An 18,310-nucleotide genomic window follows, 5' to 3' on the forward strand; every position below is an offset into this window, starting at 1 on the left:
CCCCCGCCTATCCGGAGAACCAGCCATGATCGTGTCCCGACCCCGCCATCTGACCCGCGTCACATTGGGCAGCGCCGCGGCGCTTCTCGCCCTTTCCGCATGCGGAAGCATCGACAAGGAAGCCGCCGCACAGAATCAGGCCGAGGTCAAATCCGGCGCCGAGGCCAAGGCGACCGAGATCGCCTGGCGGCACGGCGACGTGGAGGACGCATTTGCCGAGGCGCGTGAGCAGGACAAGCCGGTGCTGCTCTATTGGGGCGCGGTGTGGTGCCCGCCCTGCAACCGGCTGAAGGCGGGCCTGTTTCGCAATCCAGACTTCATCGAGCGCACGCGCGACTTCATCCCGGTCTATCTCGACGGCGATTCCAAGGGCGCGCAGGCCTGGGGCGAGCGGTTCAACATCCAGGGCTATCCGACACTGATCGTGCTTCGCCCCGACCGGCGCGAGATCACGCGCCTGTTCAGCAGCGGCGACACCGCACAGGTCGAGGCGGTGCTGGATGCGGTCAAGCGCGGCGGGCGCGACGTGGAAGCGATCTTCAAGGATGCCCTCGCCCGGCCCAAGCAGCTCTCGGCCGACGACTGGACGCTGCTGGCAGGTTATGGCTGGTCGCTCGACAATGGCCGGCTCGTGCAGGGCGGTGACACGACCGGGGTGCTCGCGAAGCTCGCCGCGGCAGCACCGGCAGCACCGCTGCAACGCCGCTTCGTGCTACAGTCGCTTGCATCGAGAAAGCCGGATTCGCCGCCGCTCGACGCAGCCCGGCGCATCGAGGCGCGCCGCGCGGTGGAAGCGGTGCTCGCCGACCCCGCCGAACTGCGGAGCAATCGCGACACGCTGATTGACCGCAGCGGCGCCATCCTCGCGGCGGCGAGCGCTCCGGGCGCGGAGCGAGACCAGCTCGCCGGCAAATATGCCGCCGTGCTCAAGGGCTTTGAGGCGGAAGCCAAGCTGGATGCCGGTGATCGCCTTTCGCTGGCGGGTGCCGAGCTCGACCTGTTCCGCGCGCGCGCCGGCGACAAGGCTCCGCTGCCCCAGGCGCTCGTCGACAAGGTCAAGGCGCAGGTCGCGCGCGCCGATCGCGAGACCACGGACCGCTACGCGCGCCAGTCGCTCATCAGTTCGGCCGCGCATCTGCTGTCCGACATCGGCGACAGGGCCGGCGCCGAGAAGCTGCTGAAGGCCGAGTTGGCCAAGTCGGCCAGCCCTTATTACTACATGCCGTCGCTCGCCAGGCTTGCTGAGCAGCGCGGGGACACGGCCGGCGCCGTGGCGTGGCTGCGCCGCGGCTACGAAACCTCGGAAGGGCCGGCGAGCCGCGTGCAATGGGGCGTGACCTATGTCGAGGGCCTGATCCGCCTTGATCCGGGCAACAAGGCGGCGATCGAGAAGGCCGCCGGGCAAGTCGTCGGCGAGCTCGCGGAACAGCCGGCCGGCTATCGCCAGCGCACGCGCCAGCGGCTGGAAGGGCTCGGCAAGTCGCTCGCGCAATGGAGCGCAAAGCATGACGGCGCGCTGGTCCTCGCTCAATTGCGCAGCCAGACCGACAAGGTCTGCGCCAAGCAGGCCGACAAAGTGGCGTCGGCTGCATGCCGCGGCTGGCTCGCCAGAGCCTGAGCGAGGTCGTCGCCGTCTGCCCCATCGAAAAGAGCCTGATGACCTACGCATTCGAGATCGAAGATACCGTTACCGCATTGCGTGCCGCCCGCCTCGCCTGGCGCAACGAGCGCCGGGAGCATGATGTCTCCCGCTTTCCTGCGCCCGATGCGCTTGCCGCCGCGGTCGCGGACCTTTCCGCGGCGCTCTACCCGGTCCGGCTCGGCCGCTACGACGGCCTGCCGGCGGGTGAGGACGGTTTCGTCGCCGAGGCGCTGGCCCGCGCCTTCGCGACCTTGCGCGAGCAGATCGCGCGCGAGTTCCGCTATTGGCAGGGTTTCGCGAGCGAGCCGTTCGATGCGGACCAGCCCGACCGGATCGTGCGCCTGTTCGCGACGGCGCTGGCCGATGTACGCGCACAGCTCGACCAGGATATCGAGGCGGCGTTCGTCGGCGATCCGGCGGCGCGCACGGTCGACGAGATCCTGATCAGCTATCCCGGCGCCACCGCGATCCTGCACCACCGCATCGCCCACCAATTGCATGCGCTCGGGGTGCCGGTAGTCGCGCGCCTCGTCTCCGAACTCGCCAATGCGCGAACCGGAATCGACATCCATCCCGGCGCGACGATCGGCCCGGGCTTCTTCATCGATCACGGCACCGGCGTCGTGATCGGGGAGACCGCGATCATCGGCCGCAACGTGCGCCTCTACCAGCATGTGACGCTGGGCGCGCGCAGTCCGCTCGGCCTCGCGCCCGCCGGACCGCGCGAACTTTACGCCCGTCACCCGATCGTCGAGGACGACGTGATCATCTATGCCGGCGCGACGATCCTCGGCCGCGTGACGATCGGCCGCGGCAGCACGATCGGCGGCAATGTCTGGCTGCTCGAGGACGTGCCGGCGGGCAGCATCGTCGTCCAGCCCGGTGCGGTGCGGCTCCACGGCGCGGACGAAGCGCGGCTGGAGGCCCAGCTCGCCGGGCGGGACTGACGGATCAGGCGCCGATCCCGGGCTGGCGCACCTTGCGCAGATAGGGCGTCTGCTCGTCCCAGCCATGCGGGAACAGCGATCTCGCCTCCGCCGGATCGACCGAGGGCAGGATGATGACGTTGTCGCCCTGCTTCCAGTCCGCCGGCGTCGCCACCCGGTGGCGGTCGGTCAGCTGCAGGCTGTCGATGCTGCGCAGGATCTCGGCGAAGTTGCGGCCGGTCGAGGCGGGATAGGTCAGCGTGAGCCGGACCTGCCGCGCGGGATCGATCACGATCACGCTGCGCACCGTGTTGGTATCCGACGCGTTTGGATGGATCAGGCCGAGCAGGTTGGCGATGCGCCGGTCGACGTCCGCGAGCAGCGGGAAGTTGAGCGCGGCGCCCTGCGTCCGCTCGATATCGCCGGCCCATTCGAGGTGCCGGTCGACCGAGTCGACCGACAGGCCGATCAGCTTGACCCCGCGCTTGTCGAACTCGGGCTTGAGCTTCGCCGCCGCGCCCAGCTCCGTCGTGCAGACCGGCGTGAAATCCTTGGGATGCGAGAAGAGCAGCACCCAGTCATTGCCCGCCAGCGATAGAAGTTGAGCGGCCCCTCGGTCGATTCCTGCGTGAAGTCCGGGACGGTATCGAAGAGCTTGAGTGACATGCGTCGTCTCCTTGGGCTGAACGGGTCGCAGGCTCCTTCGGATTCAGGCCGGCACGTCGCTCACCAGTTCAGGCCAAGGCGCGCATAGAGGTAGCGGCCGTTGAACCCGAATGGCGAGTAATAGGGGAAACCCAGCACGCCGCTCGGCCCGTTGAGCGACGCCGCGACGCGATCGGGATAGACGTCGAACAGGTTGTTGACGCCCAGCGCGATCTCCGGCCCCTTCTGCGCGCGATAGCGCAGCTCGAGATCGGTGATCGTATGCTTGCCGGTGTGGATGTCGCCCGCGGCGGTCGTCGCGGGCTGGTTGACGTCGCCATAATAGGTGGCGCGCAGCGTCGCGCCGAGCGGGCCGTCGGTCCAGTCGATCGTGCCCGCGATCTTCTCGCGCGGCGTGCCTTCCTCCAGCGTCAGCACGCGGTTGCGACCGAACAGCGCGGTGCCGGGGCGCGACGTCAGTTCGACGTCGTTGAAGTTGCCGGCCAGCGTCAGGTCGAAAATCCCCGCGCCCTGCGTCGGCAACCGGTAGCGGGCAACCACGTCGATGCCTTTCGTGGTCGAACGCAGGCCGTTGATGAAGAAGCGCGCCGCGCTGATGTTGGGCAGCGTCGTGACCGGAATGTTCTCGGACAGCGCGATCTGGTCGCGCAGCTTGATGTAATAGCCGTCGACGGTCAGGTCGAACCCGCCGAAGCGCAGCACCGTGCCCGCCGAGAAGTTGGTCGAACGTTCGGGCTTCAACGCGCGCGCGCCGAGCGAAGCGACACGCGGATCGTTCGACGGGAAGGTGCCGGTCTCGATCACATTGCCGCCGGAGATGACCGACGAGATCGAGGTGAAATATTGCTGCTGGAGCGACGGCGCGCGGAAGCCGGTCGAGACCGTGCCGCGCAACGCGATGCCGGGCGTGATGTCGTAGCGCGCCGAGACCTTGCCGGTCGCGATCTCGCCGAAGTCCGAATAGCTCTCGCCGCGCCCCGCGACCGCGATCAGGAAGCTGTCGGAGAGCTGCGCCTCGAGGTCGAGATAGATGCTGCCCGACCGGCGGCTGCGCTCGATCTCGTTCAGCGGGGAGAAGCCGGCAAAGCCCTGCGCGATCGTCGGCGCGCCAGGAACGGCGCCGGTTGCGGGGGCGGCATAGGAGGCGAGCTCGCCCGGCGTAATCTTATAGCCTTCGCGCCGGCCCTCCAGGCCCCAAGCGACGTTGAGCGAGCCGAGCACGTCGAACTGGCGCGACACGTCTAGGCCGGCGGTCCACTGGTCGTAGATCACCGCGCCGTCGTAGAAGCTGTGCGGCGAGGCGGCGCCCCAGGCGAAGTTCGCCGAATTCTCGGTGCGGAACGCCACCTTGTTGCGGCCGTAGCCGGCCGAGAGATCGACCGACCAGCCCGCGACCTCTCCCTTCACGCCCAGCGCGGAGGTGAAGTTGGTCGACTTGGTCTCGATCAGCGGGATGAAGCCGTCGGGATAGCCGACCGCGGCGAGATATTGGACGACCCCTGCATTGTTCGGGCGCGGGAACGCCGCGCTCGACGTGTCGCGCTGCTGATAGCCGGCCCAGCCGTAGAGATTCCAGCCGTCGCCAAACCCGGTGCCGGCATTGGCGAACAGCGTATACTGATCGACCTCGGGGTCGCCGAACCGGCCGCGCAGGGCGACGCCGCTGGCGCCGGTGGGCGCATTGGCGGCCGGGGCATCCGAACGGTTGGTCGGATTGCGGCGCACATAGTCGCCCGACAGCGTCAGGAACCCTTCGCTGCCGAGGCCGATGCCTTGCCAGCCTGCCACGGTGACGGTGGATTCGCCGGTGACGTTGCGACGAGCGCGCGCGGTCTCGAACTCCGTGTTGTAGAAGCCATAGGTGACGCTCGCGCCGCCACCGGAACGCGCTTCGCGCAGGCGCAGGTTGATGACGCCGGCGATCGCGTCCGATCCATACTGCGCCGACGCACCGTCGCGCAGCACCTCGACCCGGTCGAGCGCAGTGGTGGGCACGGTGTTGAGGTCGACCGCTGCCGAGCCGCGGCCGATGGTGCCGTTGACGTTGAGCGACGCCGAGGCGTTGGTGCGCACGCCGTTGATCAGGACCAGCGTCTGGTCGGGCGAGAGGCCGCGCAGCGTCGCCGGACGGATCGCGTCGGTGGCATCGGTCGCCGAAGGGCGCGCGAAGCTGACCGAGGGCGCAACGTTCGAGAGCGCCTGAGCGAGCTCGGTGGTGCCTTGCTGGCGCAGGCTGGTCGCGGAAAGCACGTCGACCGGCGCTGCGGTCTCGAGCCTCGATCGCCCCGCGACGCGAGTACCCGTCACGACGATCTCGCCGTCCTCCGCCGTATCTCCCGCGACGTTCTGACCTTGCGTTTCCTGCGCGGCAGCCACCGCCGGTGTAAGCGCAAGGATCGACGCCGTGGCGACAAGGGCAATGTTGAGAGACAGATTGCGCACTGAAAACCCCTTCAAATTCAGAGGAATAAATTCCCATTATCTGCATGTGCTTTCAGCTTAGAAAAGCTGTTGGGCAATGAATGCTGGCTATCGGCACCAATGATGCGCCTGGCACGCGCAGGCGATGAGCGAGACGGTGATGGATGACCGCCAGGACGCCGGGATAGCTCAGCAGCACCTCGGCACTGCGCGCCGCCGGATCGCCGGTGAGGGCCGCTTCGACATCGCTGTCGAGCGCTTCGCGAAGCGTTGGCAGCGACGCGGCCAACCCGCCGACGATCCGTGCCGCTTCGTCCTCGGCGCTGGCCGGCTGCGAATGGGCGAGCTCAAGCTGTCCCAGGCCCCGCCTTCGCGGCTTTCGCCGCCAATCGCTTCCTCAGGATCGGTCATCTCAAAATCGCCATCAATCAGGATCGCTCGGCATTCGTGATCTTAAGTGAACCGTACCGACGGCGCGACTGCTTTGATCGCGCGTGTCAGTTGGAGAGCGCAAGGACTCCACAATAGTCCTTCTCGCCTCAAAGCTGTCGAGAGCCAATCAACGATAGAATCGCCAATGTATGCAATGGCGTCTTTCGGGGCGGGCCGCGAACTGGCTGAACGGCCGAAATGAGGGCGCTTAGCTGCCCGGTTGGAAGACGTGAAAGCGTCGAGTTTCATTCCGTGCCACAGGGTGAAATTCGCATTTCCTCATCCGGTCGGAGCGCACCGCATAGTCTAACCACTTCCTGAAGCTCGATGTCCTACCGGCCCGCCCGCGTTGCCGGTCAGCAATGCGGTGGCGTCGAAGCGGTCAACTGCCTTGGAGAACAGGTAGCCCTGACCCAGCAGACACCCCGCGGATTGAAGCCGATGGGCCTGCTCCTCGTTCTCGACGCCTTCGGCAATTAACTGGATGCTGAGTTTCCCCGCGATCTGGATGAGCGCCTCGACAATCGCCAGGCTTGCGCCATCTGTTAGAAGCCGGTCCACGAAGCTCTTGTCGATCTTTATGATGTCGATCGGCACCGTCAACAGATGCGTCAGGGACGCGAAGCCGGTTCCGAAATCATCGAGCGCAACCTGAATACCTTTGGTACGCAAGGCTTTTATCGCCTTGTGGATGAGCCGATCTCCGTCGCCCATGTAAACGGCTTCGGTGACTTCGAGGACGACGTGCTTCAGGGACACGTTCTCCTTCCTGAACGCGGCTTCCAGCAACTGGCCCAGATTGCCAGTTCGCATATCGGCGGACGAAACGTTGATGCTAACGTGTTTGAACGGAATGCCCATCTCGAGCCAGGTACGCACATCCGATGCGACGAGCTCCGCCATCCGCTTCGTCAAGGCGGTCGCGACATGAACGTCCTTGGTCGCCTCGTGGAAGTCGGCTGCGCAGACGATCTTGTCGCCCAATCGCATCCGACAAAGCGCCTCGAGCCCGGCGATCTCGCGCGAACCTAATTCGACGATGGGTTGGTAGAATGCGTCGATCCGGCCTTCGCGTAGTGCCGCATCCACTTCGCGGATATCGCCTCTACGGCGCATGATGTTGGTCCCCAGCCCCGGCCAGTACCGCACGAAGCCCCCGCGGCCCGTCTCCTTGGCGTGGTACAGCGCGAAATCGGCGTGTTGGCGAACGCGGTCGGGAATTCGATCTCCCGCCGAGAGAATTGCACCGCCAATTGTCGCGCGCGGAACAACGATATGGCCCGCACAATCGGCAACCTCATCAAGCGCGCACAAAATTTCTCCAGCTGTGCGATCGAGATCGAGCAAAGCTTCGGTCTGCCGAATGATTATTGCGAACTCGTCGCCACCGATGCGGAACGTGGAATTGGGCGCGACTTGGGCAGCGAGGCGCTGGCCCACTGTCTGCAGAAGATGATCGCCCGCCTGATGCCCAAAGGTGTCGTTCACGATCTTCAAATTATCGAGATCCAGCATCAGCAAGGCCCAGGCACCAGGCGTATCGCAATTCAGCTCACCAAGCGCAGCATTGAAGGCGGCTCTGTTAGGCAGATGAGTAAGCGCATCTGTGAACGCGCGCCGTTCGTGCTCTAGGACGCGCTGATGGCGCTCAAGTGCGATCGCGCAGAGATAGACACAATGCCGAACTATCTCTCTCTCGGCCTCGGTCGGTTCTCTCCGGTCGCGATAATAGAATGCAAATATACCCACCGACACGCCGTCGGCGTCGGGAATTGGGCTTGACCAACATGCTCGCAGGCCAAGAGGTAGAGCGAGATGCTTATAGAGCGCCCAACGGCGATCGGTCTCGATGTCGGTTACCGCTACATCGGTGCGAAGATAGGCTGCCGTACCACAGGATCCGGCCACCGGCCCAATCGCAAGCCCCTCGAGCGCCGCAGAATATTCAGCGGGCAGGCTCGGCGCTGCAAGCGGTCGAATTATCCCCGTGGGATCAACCGCCAGGACCGAGCAAATCACGTCAGGCGCGACCTTCTCCACCTCTAAGCACAGGCGCTCCATCGTACTCGCGAGTGTCTCGCCCTTTGCGATCATCTCGAGAATGATATTCTGGAGGTGTAGCATCGTCCCTCTCGACGGCCGACCAAACCGGCCCTTCCAGCCGGCCCTAACTAGGCAGCCTGGGCATAAGTGATTAAGATTCCTTATTCTGTGCACCGTGCTCGGGCGCCCAGTATCGCGGAAACTTCATCCATGCATTCGGGACCGAGCAACCGCTATCAGCGTCGCCTGCTGTTGGCGGAACGACCCGGAAACGGAGCGCATTGCGGAGGTGGCAGGGTCGACTCGAACCGCAGCTCGCCACGCCTTAGCGGACTTTCAATATCTCCGCCGTCGCGTTCGATCAGGCTCGCGTCACCGTCATAGCAAATATGGCTCAATGCCATAGATTTGCTGCTCGACCCGCCGACGCGACCTCGGATCGACCAAAGCGACGCGCTCGGCGTCAAGAATGCTCACGTCATGCTCAACCCGCTGTGGCGAGCTAGCTGGTCAGGATTCATCACGGGCGTGTCCCGGAGCTCGTTTCTCTTACCGAGCCTGGAACAACGGAAAGCGCGAACAGCCCGAGCAGGGTACAGAGTACCGCCCCGCCCGCGATCGCCGAGAGGCCCAATGAAATGAACGGCGCCACGAGCGCGGTGCCGAGCGACGCGGTCGCGAGGATGGCGAGAACGATCAGCGCAGAACTGCGTGTGTCGTCACCACCGCTCGCCTGCAGCGCTGCGTGGAATCCCGGGGCGCCGCGCAACCCGAGCCCCGTATTCAGCACGGTGAAAAGGCTGACGATCACTGCAGACTGAGTCCCGCCGGCGAGACCATAGCCCAGAAGGGCAATCGCCCCCGCACAGGCCATGGCCGATCCGAGCCAGATCAATTTCATGGCTCCCAATTGTTCGCACAGTCGTCCGGCCAGATTTGCCGCGACCGCAAAGCAGAGGATGCCGCAGCATTGCATCGCGACAAACGTCCCGAGCCCGAGGCCGAGAATGTTCACGAAGACGCTCGGTGCGCCAAAAACGAAGACGAGCAGTCCGCCCAGCGTGAAGGCATAACCGAGCGAATGGCCGAGGAAAGCGCGGTTGTAGAGCAGAAGCAGGTAGCTCCCGCTCGATTGCGGTGTCGACCGAGCGGGCAGGAGGTCCATTCGCCAACCGATCAGCACCGCCAGCCCCAGCGCCAGCCCCGCGAGCAGATGAAATGAGGCGCGCCAGTCCCAGATAATGAGGAGACCAGCGCCAGCGATCGGCGCCAGGGCGGGCGCAAGCGCTTCAATGCTGCCAAGCGCCCCGAGCGCGCGCACCGCGCGCGCCTCGCCATAGATGCTCCGCAGCATTCCCGGCGCGAACACGGCGGCGGCGGCGCCCGCGGCACCCTGCATGAAGCGCAGGATGATCAATGTGGAAAGCGAGTTGCTGAACGCGCAGGTGAGGGATGCGAGGCCATACACGGTTAGGGAGCCAAGCAGCAGTCGCCGCTGGTCGATCCGCGCGCCGAGTTCGCCGAAGAGGAGCAAGCCGATGGCGGCGCCCCCGGTGAAGGCGGAGAGCACGAATTGCGCATGTTCGGCCGTGCCGTCGAGCGCCCTGGGGAGGGAGGGGACTGCCGGCAGGACGAGATCCGTGCCCGCAATGCCGATCGCGGTCGCACAGGCGATGATCAGGAATGGCAGTCTGGAGGGGGCGCGTGCTTCCATGACGCGCGTTTAGTGAAGACGGCCAGCGGCTTGCCACGCATAAGTTATGCGTGGCGGGAGGATTTCCAGCGGCGTAAATCCGGCCCATGCTGATCAAGCTCATCCTGCTCGATGCCGACGACACGCTCTGGCACAATATGCGCCATTTCGACGCTGCGGAGCGCGCCCTTGCGGAGATGCTCGCGCCGCTCGCCGAAGCCGGCATCACTCGCGCCACGCTGTCGCAGGTCGAGGCGCGCAACCTTCGTCACTATGGCTATGGTGCCAAGAGCTTCACCTTGTCGATGATCGAGACCGCGATCGAACTGGGTGGCGATGTGCTGCCCATCTCGACGGTACGCGAAATCCTTGAGGCCGGCCGCGACTTGCTCGCGCATCCGGTCGAACTGCTCGACGGCGTCGGCGAGACCATCGACGCCCTGTCGCAGCTCGGTGAACTCGTCCTGGTGACCAAGGGCGAATTGCTTCATCAGGAGATGAAGCTCGCTGCCTCCGGCCTCGGCGACTATTTCTCGCGAGTCGAGATCGTCAGCGACAAGAGCGCGGATACGTTTCGCCGGCTGATTGCCGACCATGGCGTCGACCCGGCGCAAGCCATCATGGCTGGCGACTCGCTACGCTCCGATATCCGGCCGGCGCTCGAGGCGGGTGCCTGGGCGGCGTACGTCCCGCACGACATCGTGTGGAGCCATGAGCGGGCGCCCGAACCGGAGGGCCACCCGCGTTATCGCCGAATCGCCTGTCTCGGCGACCTGCCGGCGCTGATCGAGCAGCTAGGCTGATCCAAGCGTTTCGACCAGACGCACCCAGGTGCCGTCGGAAAGGGTCATCCGCATCCAGCGGCATGGCCCAGGACGGATCGGAACAAGCTTCGATCCATTGTCGCCGGCCTCGAACTCGACCGGAGCCGGCACGGCAAGATCATGCCATCCGAGGGACTCCAGCCGCATCTCCTGCGCCACGAGTTCCGCGCTAGAGTAGCGCCAAAGGGAGCGGCCGAGGAGCTCACCAGGCGGGATGCCGAAGCTCGACGCGCGCGACGCTGAACACGCGAGAAGGCGGTGGCTGACATCGCACACCAGATGGATCGTGCGCGCGCTCTCCTCGATCAACTGGCGCAACGCGGTGTCCGCGCTCGATGTCAGCCGCGCGGCAATGACCGCTTCGACCCTTCTGGCCTCATGGCGCTCGAAGCTGAGGATGCCGCTTTCCCACCGTGAGACGGTGGATTGCGCGACCCCCAGCAGCTCGGCGAAATGCGCCTGCTTTACCCGGTGAAGCGCCCGCCATCGCCGGAGTCCATGGCGAAGCGACGCCGCGGTCAGCGGACCCTCGTTGAATGAGTCAGGCGAGGGAAAGGTCATGGTGCCGTCTTAAACATGTTGGTCGCTTCGCGCGACGCGTCGATTGTTCTGCGCGCAATTGACTGCTCCGAGCGTGTTGGAGTTGTAGCCATAAACATCTATCGCGCGCGCCAATGCCAGTTCGCCCATTCCGCCACTCAGATGCGCGCGCTCTCGCCCAACTCTTCTACGCGGCGATCCATGAGATAGCCGCCCAGCATTACTCGCCCGAGCAGGTGCGGGCTTGGGCTCCCTATGAGCCGAGCCCTGATCTGATCATCGGTTGGGCCGGCGATGGCCGGATCATGCTTGTCGCGACCGACGCGCTGGACGAGCCGCTCGCCTTTGGCGATCTGGAAGCAGATGGACATATCGATCATCTGTTCTGTCGGCCGGACCAAGCCGGCACGGGCGTGTCGATCCTACTGTATGAGGCAATCGAAGCAACTGCGCACAGACAGGGGCTCGCGAGGTTGTTTGTCGAGGCGAGCGAGCCGGCGAAGCGCTTCTTTTTGCGTCAAGGATTCCAGGTGGATCATCGCCGCGACTTCGAGGTCCGGGGGGTGCCAATCCACAACTACCGGATGGAGAAGATGCTGTATTTGGTCGACCCCGATAACCGTCATCAGCATCCCCAAGCCCATGTCTGAATGAGCGGCAGCTTCCGGGATTATCTTGCGGCAGAATGAACGACTGAAGTTGAGGTGCTTAGCCGCCCCCCGGAGCAGCCGCCGCGCGGTGAGGCCGGCATTTTTTGTGCCGGCCGTCGCGTCGAATCAGAAGGTCAGTCGCGCGCCGGCAAAGTAGGACCGGCCAAACACATCATAGAATCCGGAAATCGTGTTCTGCGCCTGCGATCCTGAGCTATTGTCCGGAACGATCGGGGGTTTGCGGTCGAACAAGTTGTTCACACCGACATAGAATTGCATCTGCTTGGCGACCGCGAAGTTCATGCGGATGTTGTGGTAGTCAGCGGCGGGTATCTTCGGGAAACCCGTCAGAAACGGGCTCGCCTCGGTCTTCGGGATGTACCGGATGCTGTAGGTGAAGTCGAACGGACCCGAATTGTACATCACGTTGCCGGTCGCCTGCCAGCGCAGGAAGCCCTGGTTCGAGGTGTCGCCCCCTGCATAACCGTCGAGCTTGGTGATGCTCCCGTCGGGCTGAGTCTGCTCCGCCTGGTCATAGATCGTCGAGAGCAGCTGCAGCGTCAGCCGATTGGAGCCATCGAACAGCGCCAGGCCGGGATCGAATGAATACCGCGCCTCGATATCGATGCCCTTGACCCGGAACTCGCTGACGTTGAGCAATTGATCGTCGATCGCCGTCAGCGCGTAGTTGCCGGGAATCTCCGAGCGCGGCCCGCGCGTGATGTCGTCGCAGAATTGCCGGTCGGCCGTGTCGTAGCAGAGGTTGACCTTGGCCTGGCGCCCGACGGTATTGATGAATCCGTCGATCTTCACGTCGAACCGGTCCACCGTCAGGGTAAAGCCGGGCAGGAAACGCGGCGCGAAAACCACGCCATATGTCCAGGTGTCGGCGCGTTCCGGCCGCAAGTCCGGATTGCCGCCGATCGTCCCGGCGACATTCTGCTGAACCGACAGCGGCGGGGCATAGTCCGCCGGGACGCCATCGGCCGTGCAATTGGCCGCTCGCGTCGGATTGGCATTGCGGTTCACCGCGCGGCACGGATCGTCGACCGAGCCGAAGGTCTGGCCGAGGCCGGTCAGTTCGCCCGGGGTCGGCGCGCGAACGGCGCGCGCACGCACGCCACGGAAGCGGACGCCTTCGACAGGCTCCCAGGTCCCGCCCACCTTCCAGGTCTGATAGCTGTCGCCGCGATTGGGATCGGAGATGCGGTAGCCGCCTTCGAACTCCAGATTCTTGGTGAACGACTTGTCGCGCAGAAGCGGCACGATCAACTCGCCAAAGGCTTCCTTGGTGCGAATCTCGACAAACTCGTTGTCGCCGATCTGGTTGCCCGTCGTGAGACCACGCTGGATCGATTCGTCCGTATCCTGGAACCCCGAGAAGGTGCGGTATTCGACGCCGAGCGCCACGCTGACCGGGCCGGCTGGTAGCGAAAAGGGCGAGCCGGACACGAAGGCGTTGAAATCATGCAAGGTGCTGATGCCGCTCTGCCCGGCCTTCACCACCAGATAGTCGATCTGATCCTGGGTATAGGGCGCGAACGGGTTGACCGGGACGCAGCCGGAGGCGCGCGCACCGGCGTCGCTGCACCGGTATCGGCCGGGGTTGGCCGGATCGGCCTCGACGCGCAGGCCATAGTAAAGCCGGTCGGTACCCACCAGCCCGTCGGTGGAGCTGTTCAACTCCGTCCGGCCATAGACATAGGACATTTCCCATCGCCATTCGGACGTACCGAGCGAGAAGTCGCCCCTGAGGCCGGCGGCAGCACGAATGGTATTGCGTTCGTTGGTGGCGCCGCGCTTTCCGAACTCGGAGAAGCGCTGCGACCAGTCGATGCCGTTTGCGATTTGCGCAGGAGTCAACGCGGCGCGCTGGGCGGGCGTCGTCGCGGCCAGGAAGAACGGGTTGTCGACCGGGATCGTCACTGGCCGTCCGGGCACGCCGGGTTGGCCGCCGAACACGTTGGTGGTGCCCTGGAATGGCGCTGCCTCGATCGGCCCGTCGGTCGATGAACGGCCATAGTTGAATTCGGCGAAGGCAGTGATCGAATCCGATACGCGATAATCCGCTTCGGCCGCGAACATGATCCGGCGAGTCGGGATCGCGAGGGTGCGTTCCGGATTGCGGTTGAAGCCGTCCCGGGCGAGGTTGAAGGTTTGCAGTTGCCCGGTCGAAAGATTGCGGGTCAGGCTTCCCGAACCGATGAAGAAGCGTCCGCCCGGCACGACACCCGAATAGGGTGGCACACCGGTCAGTCCGCCGTCCGGCGCGCGCACCGGGCCCTCCGCAGGGTCGTTGTAACGGATATCGGTGTTGCAGATATAGGAGTCGGCGCAGGATACGAGACCCTCATAAGTATATTGCAGCGTGAACAGCGCATGCCCGTCCTCGCCGAGGCCCGTACCGAACATCACATAGCCGTTGGGGTTCTCGTTGTTGCCACGCTCGGCGATGCCGTAGCTGGCCCCCGCCTGGAAACCGCGAAAATCACGCTTGGTGATGATATTGACCACCCCGGCGACCGCATCGGCGCCGTAGACGGCGGAGGCGCCGCCCGTGATGATCTCGATCCGGTCGATGTTTGCGGTCGGCAGAGTATTGAAATCGACCGCCGTGCTGAGCGGCGTGCCCCCGGGTACGCGGCGGCCGTTGATCAACACCACGCTGCGGATCGGTGCGAGGTTCCTGAGGTTCGTGGTGTTGAGGCCCGAAGCGGTCGCCCCGGAGAAGGACGACGTGGTGCGTCCCCCGCCAAACGCCGGCGCGAATTGCGGCAGCGAGGTCGCGATATCGGCGACGTTCTCGAACCCCTGGCGGTTGAGCAGCGCGGAATCGACGACCAGGGTCGGCGTGCTGTTTTCGAGATTGGGCCGCGCGATGCGCGATCCGGTGACGACGATCTCCTCGCTGCCGCCGGCCGGCTGAACATCGTCGCCGGGGAGCGCTTCATCGGCGGGTTCGGGTGACGTGTCCTGCGCAACTGCCGGCTGCGCCAATGCCGCGGTGAGCGCGAGCAATGCGGCGCCGCCCAAGCCGAGACGAAAATCGATCCTGGTCATTCAACCCTCCCTTTTCCGCCCGCCGGTAAATCCGGTCTCGGGGCATTGGGGATCGATCAAGACGACCGGTGGCGATGTCGAACAACGCCCTTGCGGGCGAGACGGCCAGCCTGCTGGGCGAACGTCGCGGTTATGCGGCGAACGTCGTGATCGGTACGGCGAGCGTCGGACTCAATCGAGCCGGGCGCGGCGGGTCATATCGAGCAGGCTGCGAGCGTAGATCCGGCCCGCCTCGACGGTGCGGCCATCCGCCAGCACGGCCTTGATGCGCGATCCGGCTCGCGCCACGTCGACAATCTCCGAACGCCGCACCAGCGCACGCCGATGGATCCGGATGAATTCCTCGGCCGAAACCTGCTCGGCGAAGGCGCGGATCGACATCCGGACCAGGAAGGACCGGTCGGCAAGGTGCAGCCGGACATAATCGTCCTCGCTGGTGACGAAACGGATGTCGGATATCGCAACCCGCGTCATCATGCCCCGGTTGCTGCGGACCCACACTTCCCGTTCGCCCGGCGCTGCGACCGATCCGGGCGCCGCGCGGCGCAGATTCGCCACCACGGCACGTAGCTCGGCAATGGTCGTTGCTGCCGCGCCGTCGGCCAAACGCGCCCGCGCACGGTGCAGCGCGGCGCGCAGTCGCGGAATCTCGATCGGCTTCAGGACATAGTCCACCGCCGGCGTTTCGAACGCGCGCGCCGCGAAATGATCGAACGCCGTGGCGAAGATGATCGCCGGCGAGCGCACCGCCTTCAGCCGGTCGACAAAGTCGAAGCCGGTGCCGTCGCGCATCTTGATGTCGACGATGACGATGTCGGGGCGGCATTCCTCGAAACGCGACAGGCCGGCCCCGCATCCGTCAGCCTCCGCCACATGGACGAAACCGGGCACCTCGGCGATGGCAAGCTCGAGCCGGCGCAGTGCCAGAGGCTCGTCGTCGATAGTCATGACCGTGAGCGGGCTCATGAAGGGATGCTCAACGGCAGCGAGATCACCGCACGGAACGAGCCGTCCTCGAGCGACCCGACGGCGAGCCGGCCGCGCTCACCGAAATGCCGCGCCAGCCGTTCGCGGACGTTCGCGAGCCCGACTCCGCCCCCTTCCGGCTCCGCCATCCCCTGCGCCTGTGCACCACCGCCATTCTCGACCGCGACCTCCAGCTGCTCGCCGCCGACGCTCGCGGCGATCCGGATCCAGGTTGGCGGCGCCGATCGCGCGACGCCGTGTTTGACCGCATTCTCGACAAGGGGCTGCAGCGAAAGCGCCGGCAACCGTGCGTTGGCGAGCGCGTCCGGGATGTGGAACTCGGCGGCCAGATCGGGAAAGCGCTGCTGCTCGATCGCGAGATACTCGCGCTGAATTGCGACTTCCTGACCCAATGTGATGGCGGATGCGGGATCGAGCGCCAGCGTATGCCGCAGAAAGCGCCCGAGCCGCGTCACGATCTGCTCCGCGTCGGCGATCCGGCCATCGAGCATCAGGGCGGAGACCGCGTTCAAGCTGTTGAACAGGAAATGCGGATTGATCTGGTAGGCCAGCGCCTGAAGCTGTGCCTGTTGCGCAAGCGCACGCAGCTCGCCGGCGCGGCGCTCCTTCGCTTCTGCCTCGGCCGAATAATAGAGCGCGAAATAAAAGCCGGCCCAAGCCAGGAAAAGCCAGGTGAACTGCATCACTGCACTGATCACGCTAGACAGGTCCACCGCCGGGACGTGCACGGGCACGCCGAACGCGACCTTCATCCCGAAATAATTGGCCCAAGCGAACAGCTCGGCGCAGAGCGGCGCAACCAGCACCAGCGCTATGACGCGATAGCGAAAGGAGCGGTGGTGCAGGCGCCGCAACAGCAGGTGGATCAGAAGACAGAACCCCATGCCGAGCGCGGTCAGCGCGGTACGCATCCCAACGATCGCCAGCACGCGATCCGGCGCCCGCGACACGTCGCCCAGCGCCAGCGCGGCGAAGCTGGAGATCCAGAACACGGCGCTCATCGTCACCAAGCCGCGAATAGGCGGAGAGGCCGCTGCGGCGGGCAGTTCGTCGAGAATTACAGGCGAAGCGCGGTCCGGCACGTTTTGAGACCCCAGTCCGGCCGCTATGCCAGCGCGTGCGCCTGAAGTCACGGACGTTGCCCCGCAGGAACTCGACGTTCGCCCGCAGGCCGATGTCCAATTTCGAACTGCCCGGCACTGTCGCGCGACTTTAGGCGGGAGGATATCGGTGCCATTCAAACAAGTGTCGGTCGCGGTGTTCGTTTGCGGGACGCTGGACATCGCTTATGCGATCTTGACGGTGATGCTGAAGGGCGGAACCGCCGCCATGGTCTTGCGCGGCGTGGCTTCCGGACCGTTCGGGGAGGCAGCCAATGGCTGGGGCACGGGCGGCGCGATTCTCGGCCTGGCGGTGCATTTCGCGATCATGACCGTGATGGTCGCGGCTTATTTCCTGCTCGCCACCCATACGAAACTGGGTGCCGTGTCGCCGTGGGTGGCTGGCGCCGGATATGGCTTGGCCCTGTACGCATTCATGTACTTCGTCGTGCTGCCGTTACGCTGGCCAACGATCTACCCGCAGACCGATGCGATCAAGATTGCCATATCGCTCTTTCCGCACATCGCGTTGGTCGGCATCCCGCTGGCCCTCATCGCGTCTCGTCGCCTCGATCTTTCCTAGCACGGCCAGCACTTCCTGAACTTCGATCCCATGGATCGGTAGGTCGCCGAGGAATGGATAGACCTTCTCGAGCAACCAGCGGACTTTGCTGAGCGTGACCTCGGCGCGTTCCTCGGCGACCGCACGGAACGTGTTGTTGGCATCGAGATGCGCACGAAGCTTTCCGGCGCTTCTTCTCGACCATCGGGTCGATGCCGTCTGCGACCATCTGGCGCGCGGAGTCGCGTTTGACGCGGGCATCGGCAAGGCCGACCTCGGGCCATACGCCGATCGCGAGCGTCTTCTGCTTGTCGAGGAAGCGACAGCGGAAACGCCAGTACTTGGCGCCGTTCGGCATCACCAGGAGGAAGAGGGATCGCTCGTCGCTGAGCTTGTAGGCTTCGCCCGGGGCTGTGCACTCCCGATCGCGAGTGCGGTAAGAGCCACGGTGGTGTCTCCGTCCGAAAACGGGCGAATCCACGACCGAAAAAGACCACCAAAACTGGTGGTATGTCGGCGAACCCGCCCAAATCTCGTCGGAAGATATTTGAAAAAAGGCTTCTTCCCCAGTCACTTACGCGACGCTGATGGACGTCCGTGGATGGGGAAAATGGTGCCAGAAGAGGACTCGAAAACGCAGCTTATCGAGCTGAAATCGCATTGATTTTCTGCGATGCAACAGGCCGCTACCATAACCGATACCATCGATCATTTTGTTGAGGCGGTTCGAGTCCCTGTCGTCGGAAATCGCGCATGCTGGCGAG

At 64.9% G+C, this 18,310-nt stretch carries 13 protein-coding genes and 2 pseudogenes; 6 read left to right on the forward strand and 9 right to left on the reverse strand.

Features of this window, described 5'->3' with window-relative positions:
* Positions 1–25 precede the first annotated feature (25 nt).
* Together ABDV68_RS00595 and epsC are read left to right on the forward strand one after the other, a co-directional pair.
* Positions 26–1,618, forward strand: coding sequence for a thioredoxin family protein (locus ABDV68_RS00595; RefSeq protein WP_343517701.1), 1,593 nt, complete (start codon positions 26–28; stop codon positions 1,616–1,618).
* A gap of 38 nt (positions 1,619–1,656) precedes the next feature.
* Positions 1,657–2,589, forward strand: a complete 933-nt coding sequence (gene epsC, locus ABDV68_RS00600) for a serine O-acetyltransferase EpsC (protein ID WP_343517702.1) — start codon at positions 1,657–1,659, stop codon at positions 2,587–2,589.
* A 4-nt stretch (positions 2,590–2,593) separates the two neighbouring features.
* Here epsC and ABDV68_RS00605 read toward each other — a convergent pair.
* From ABDV68_RS00605 to ABDV68_RS00625, 5 genes and pseudogenes are all read right to left on the reverse strand, one after another.
* Positions 2,594–3,234 (reverse strand): annotated as a pseudogene (locus ABDV68_RS00605) (peroxiredoxin).
* Positions 3,235–3,294: 60 nt separating this feature from the next.
* Positions 3,295–5,667 carry a TonB-dependent receptor gene (locus ABDV68_RS00610; protein WP_343517729.1) on the reverse strand — a complete coding sequence of 791 codons (2,373 nt, stop codon included), beginning with the start codon at positions 5,665–5,667 and terminating at the stop codon, positions 3,295–3,297.
* Positions 5,668–5,770: 103 nt separating this feature from the next.
* Positions 5,771–6,010, reverse strand: a pseudogene (locus ABDV68_RS00615) (serine acetyltransferase); the annotation flags it as partial.
* Positions 6,011–6,393: 383 nt separating this feature from the next.
* Entirely contained in the window at positions 6,394–8,181 is a 1,788-nt protein-coding gene (locus tag ABDV68_RS00620) for a GGDEF domain-containing protein (RefSeq protein ID WP_343517703.1), read from the reverse strand.
* Between the two features lie 469 nt (positions 8,182–8,650).
* The gene (locus tag ABDV68_RS00625) at positions 8,651–9,844 is read right to left on the reverse strand and encodes an MFS transporter (protein ID WP_343517704.1); all 1,194 of its coding nucleotides are present in this window, start codon (positions 9,842–9,844) and stop codon (positions 8,651–8,653) included.
* Positions 9,845–9,930: 86 nt separating this feature from the next.
* Between ABDV68_RS00625 and ABDV68_RS00630 the strand changes: the two genes are divergently transcribed.
* Positions 9,931–10,626 carry an HAD family hydrolase gene (locus tag ABDV68_RS00630; RefSeq protein ID WP_343517705.1) on the forward strand — a complete coding sequence of 232 codons (696 nt, stop codon included), beginning with the start codon at positions 9,931–9,933 and terminating at the stop codon, positions 10,624–10,626.
* On the opposite strand, the gene ABDV68_RS00635 is transcribed toward ABDV68_RS00630, so the two are convergent.
* Entirely contained in the window at positions 10,618–11,208 is a 591-nt protein-coding gene (locus ABDV68_RS00635) for a helix-turn-helix transcriptional regulator (RefSeq protein WP_343517706.1), read from the reverse strand. The two genes, ABDV68_RS00630 and ABDV68_RS00635, sit on opposite strands and share 9 nt — an antisense overlap.
* A gap of 113 nt (positions 11,209–11,321) precedes the next feature.
* On the opposite strand from ABDV68_RS00635, the gene ABDV68_RS00640 reads away from it, so the two are divergent.
* Positions 11,322–11,837: a GNAT family N-acetyltransferase gene (locus ABDV68_RS00640; protein WP_343517707.1), complete on the forward strand. Its 516-nt coding sequence runs from the start codon at positions 11,322–11,324 to the stop codon at positions 11,835–11,837.
* 126 nt (positions 11,838–11,963) lie between these two features.
* Here the strand turns inward: ABDV68_RS00640 and ABDV68_RS00645 are convergent, their stop codons facing one another.
* The 3 genes from ABDV68_RS00645 to ABDV68_RS00655 form a co-directional block, all read right to left on the reverse strand.
* On the reverse strand, positions 11,964–14,897 hold the full coding sequence (locus tag ABDV68_RS00645) for a TonB-dependent receptor (RefSeq protein ID WP_343517708.1): 2,934 nt from the start codon (positions 14,895–14,897) through the stop codon (positions 11,964–11,966).
* A 171-nt stretch (positions 14,898–15,068) separates the two neighbouring features.
* Positions 15,069–15,863: a LytTR family DNA-binding domain-containing protein gene (locus tag ABDV68_RS00650; RefSeq protein ID WP_343517709.1), complete on the reverse strand. Its 795-nt coding sequence runs from the start codon at positions 15,861–15,863 to the stop codon at positions 15,069–15,071.
* Positions 15,860–16,885: a histidine kinase gene (locus ABDV68_RS00655; protein WP_343517730.1), complete on the reverse strand. Its 1,026-nt coding sequence runs from the start codon at positions 16,883–16,885 to the stop codon at positions 15,860–15,862. The genes ABDV68_RS00650 and ABDV68_RS00655 overlap by 4 nt, the downstream gene beginning before the upstream one ends.
* Positions 16,886–17,114: 229 nt before the next feature.
* On the opposite strand from ABDV68_RS00655, the gene ABDV68_RS00660 reads away from it, so the two are divergent.
* Both ABDV68_RS00660 and ABDV68_RS00665 read left to right on the forward strand, forming a co-directional pair.
* Positions 17,115–17,567 carry a hypothetical protein gene (locus tag ABDV68_RS00660; RefSeq protein ID WP_343517710.1) on the forward strand — a complete coding sequence of 151 codons (453 nt, stop codon included), beginning with the start codon at positions 17,115–17,117 and terminating at the stop codon, positions 17,565–17,567.
* A gap of 85 nt (positions 17,568–17,652) precedes the next feature.
* Positions 17,653–18,210 carry a hypothetical protein gene (locus tag ABDV68_RS00665; protein ID WP_343517711.1) on the forward strand — a complete coding sequence of 186 codons (558 nt, stop codon included), beginning with the start codon at positions 17,653–17,655 and terminating at the stop codon, positions 18,208–18,210.
* Positions 18,211–18,310 lie beyond the last annotated feature (100 nt).

Origin of the sequence: Sphingomonas sp. (genome assembly GCF_039595165.1) — a bacterium.
In the GTDB taxonomy this organism is placed as follows: domain Bacteria; phylum Pseudomonadota; class Alphaproteobacteria; order Sphingomonadales; family Sphingomonadaceae; genus Sphingomonas.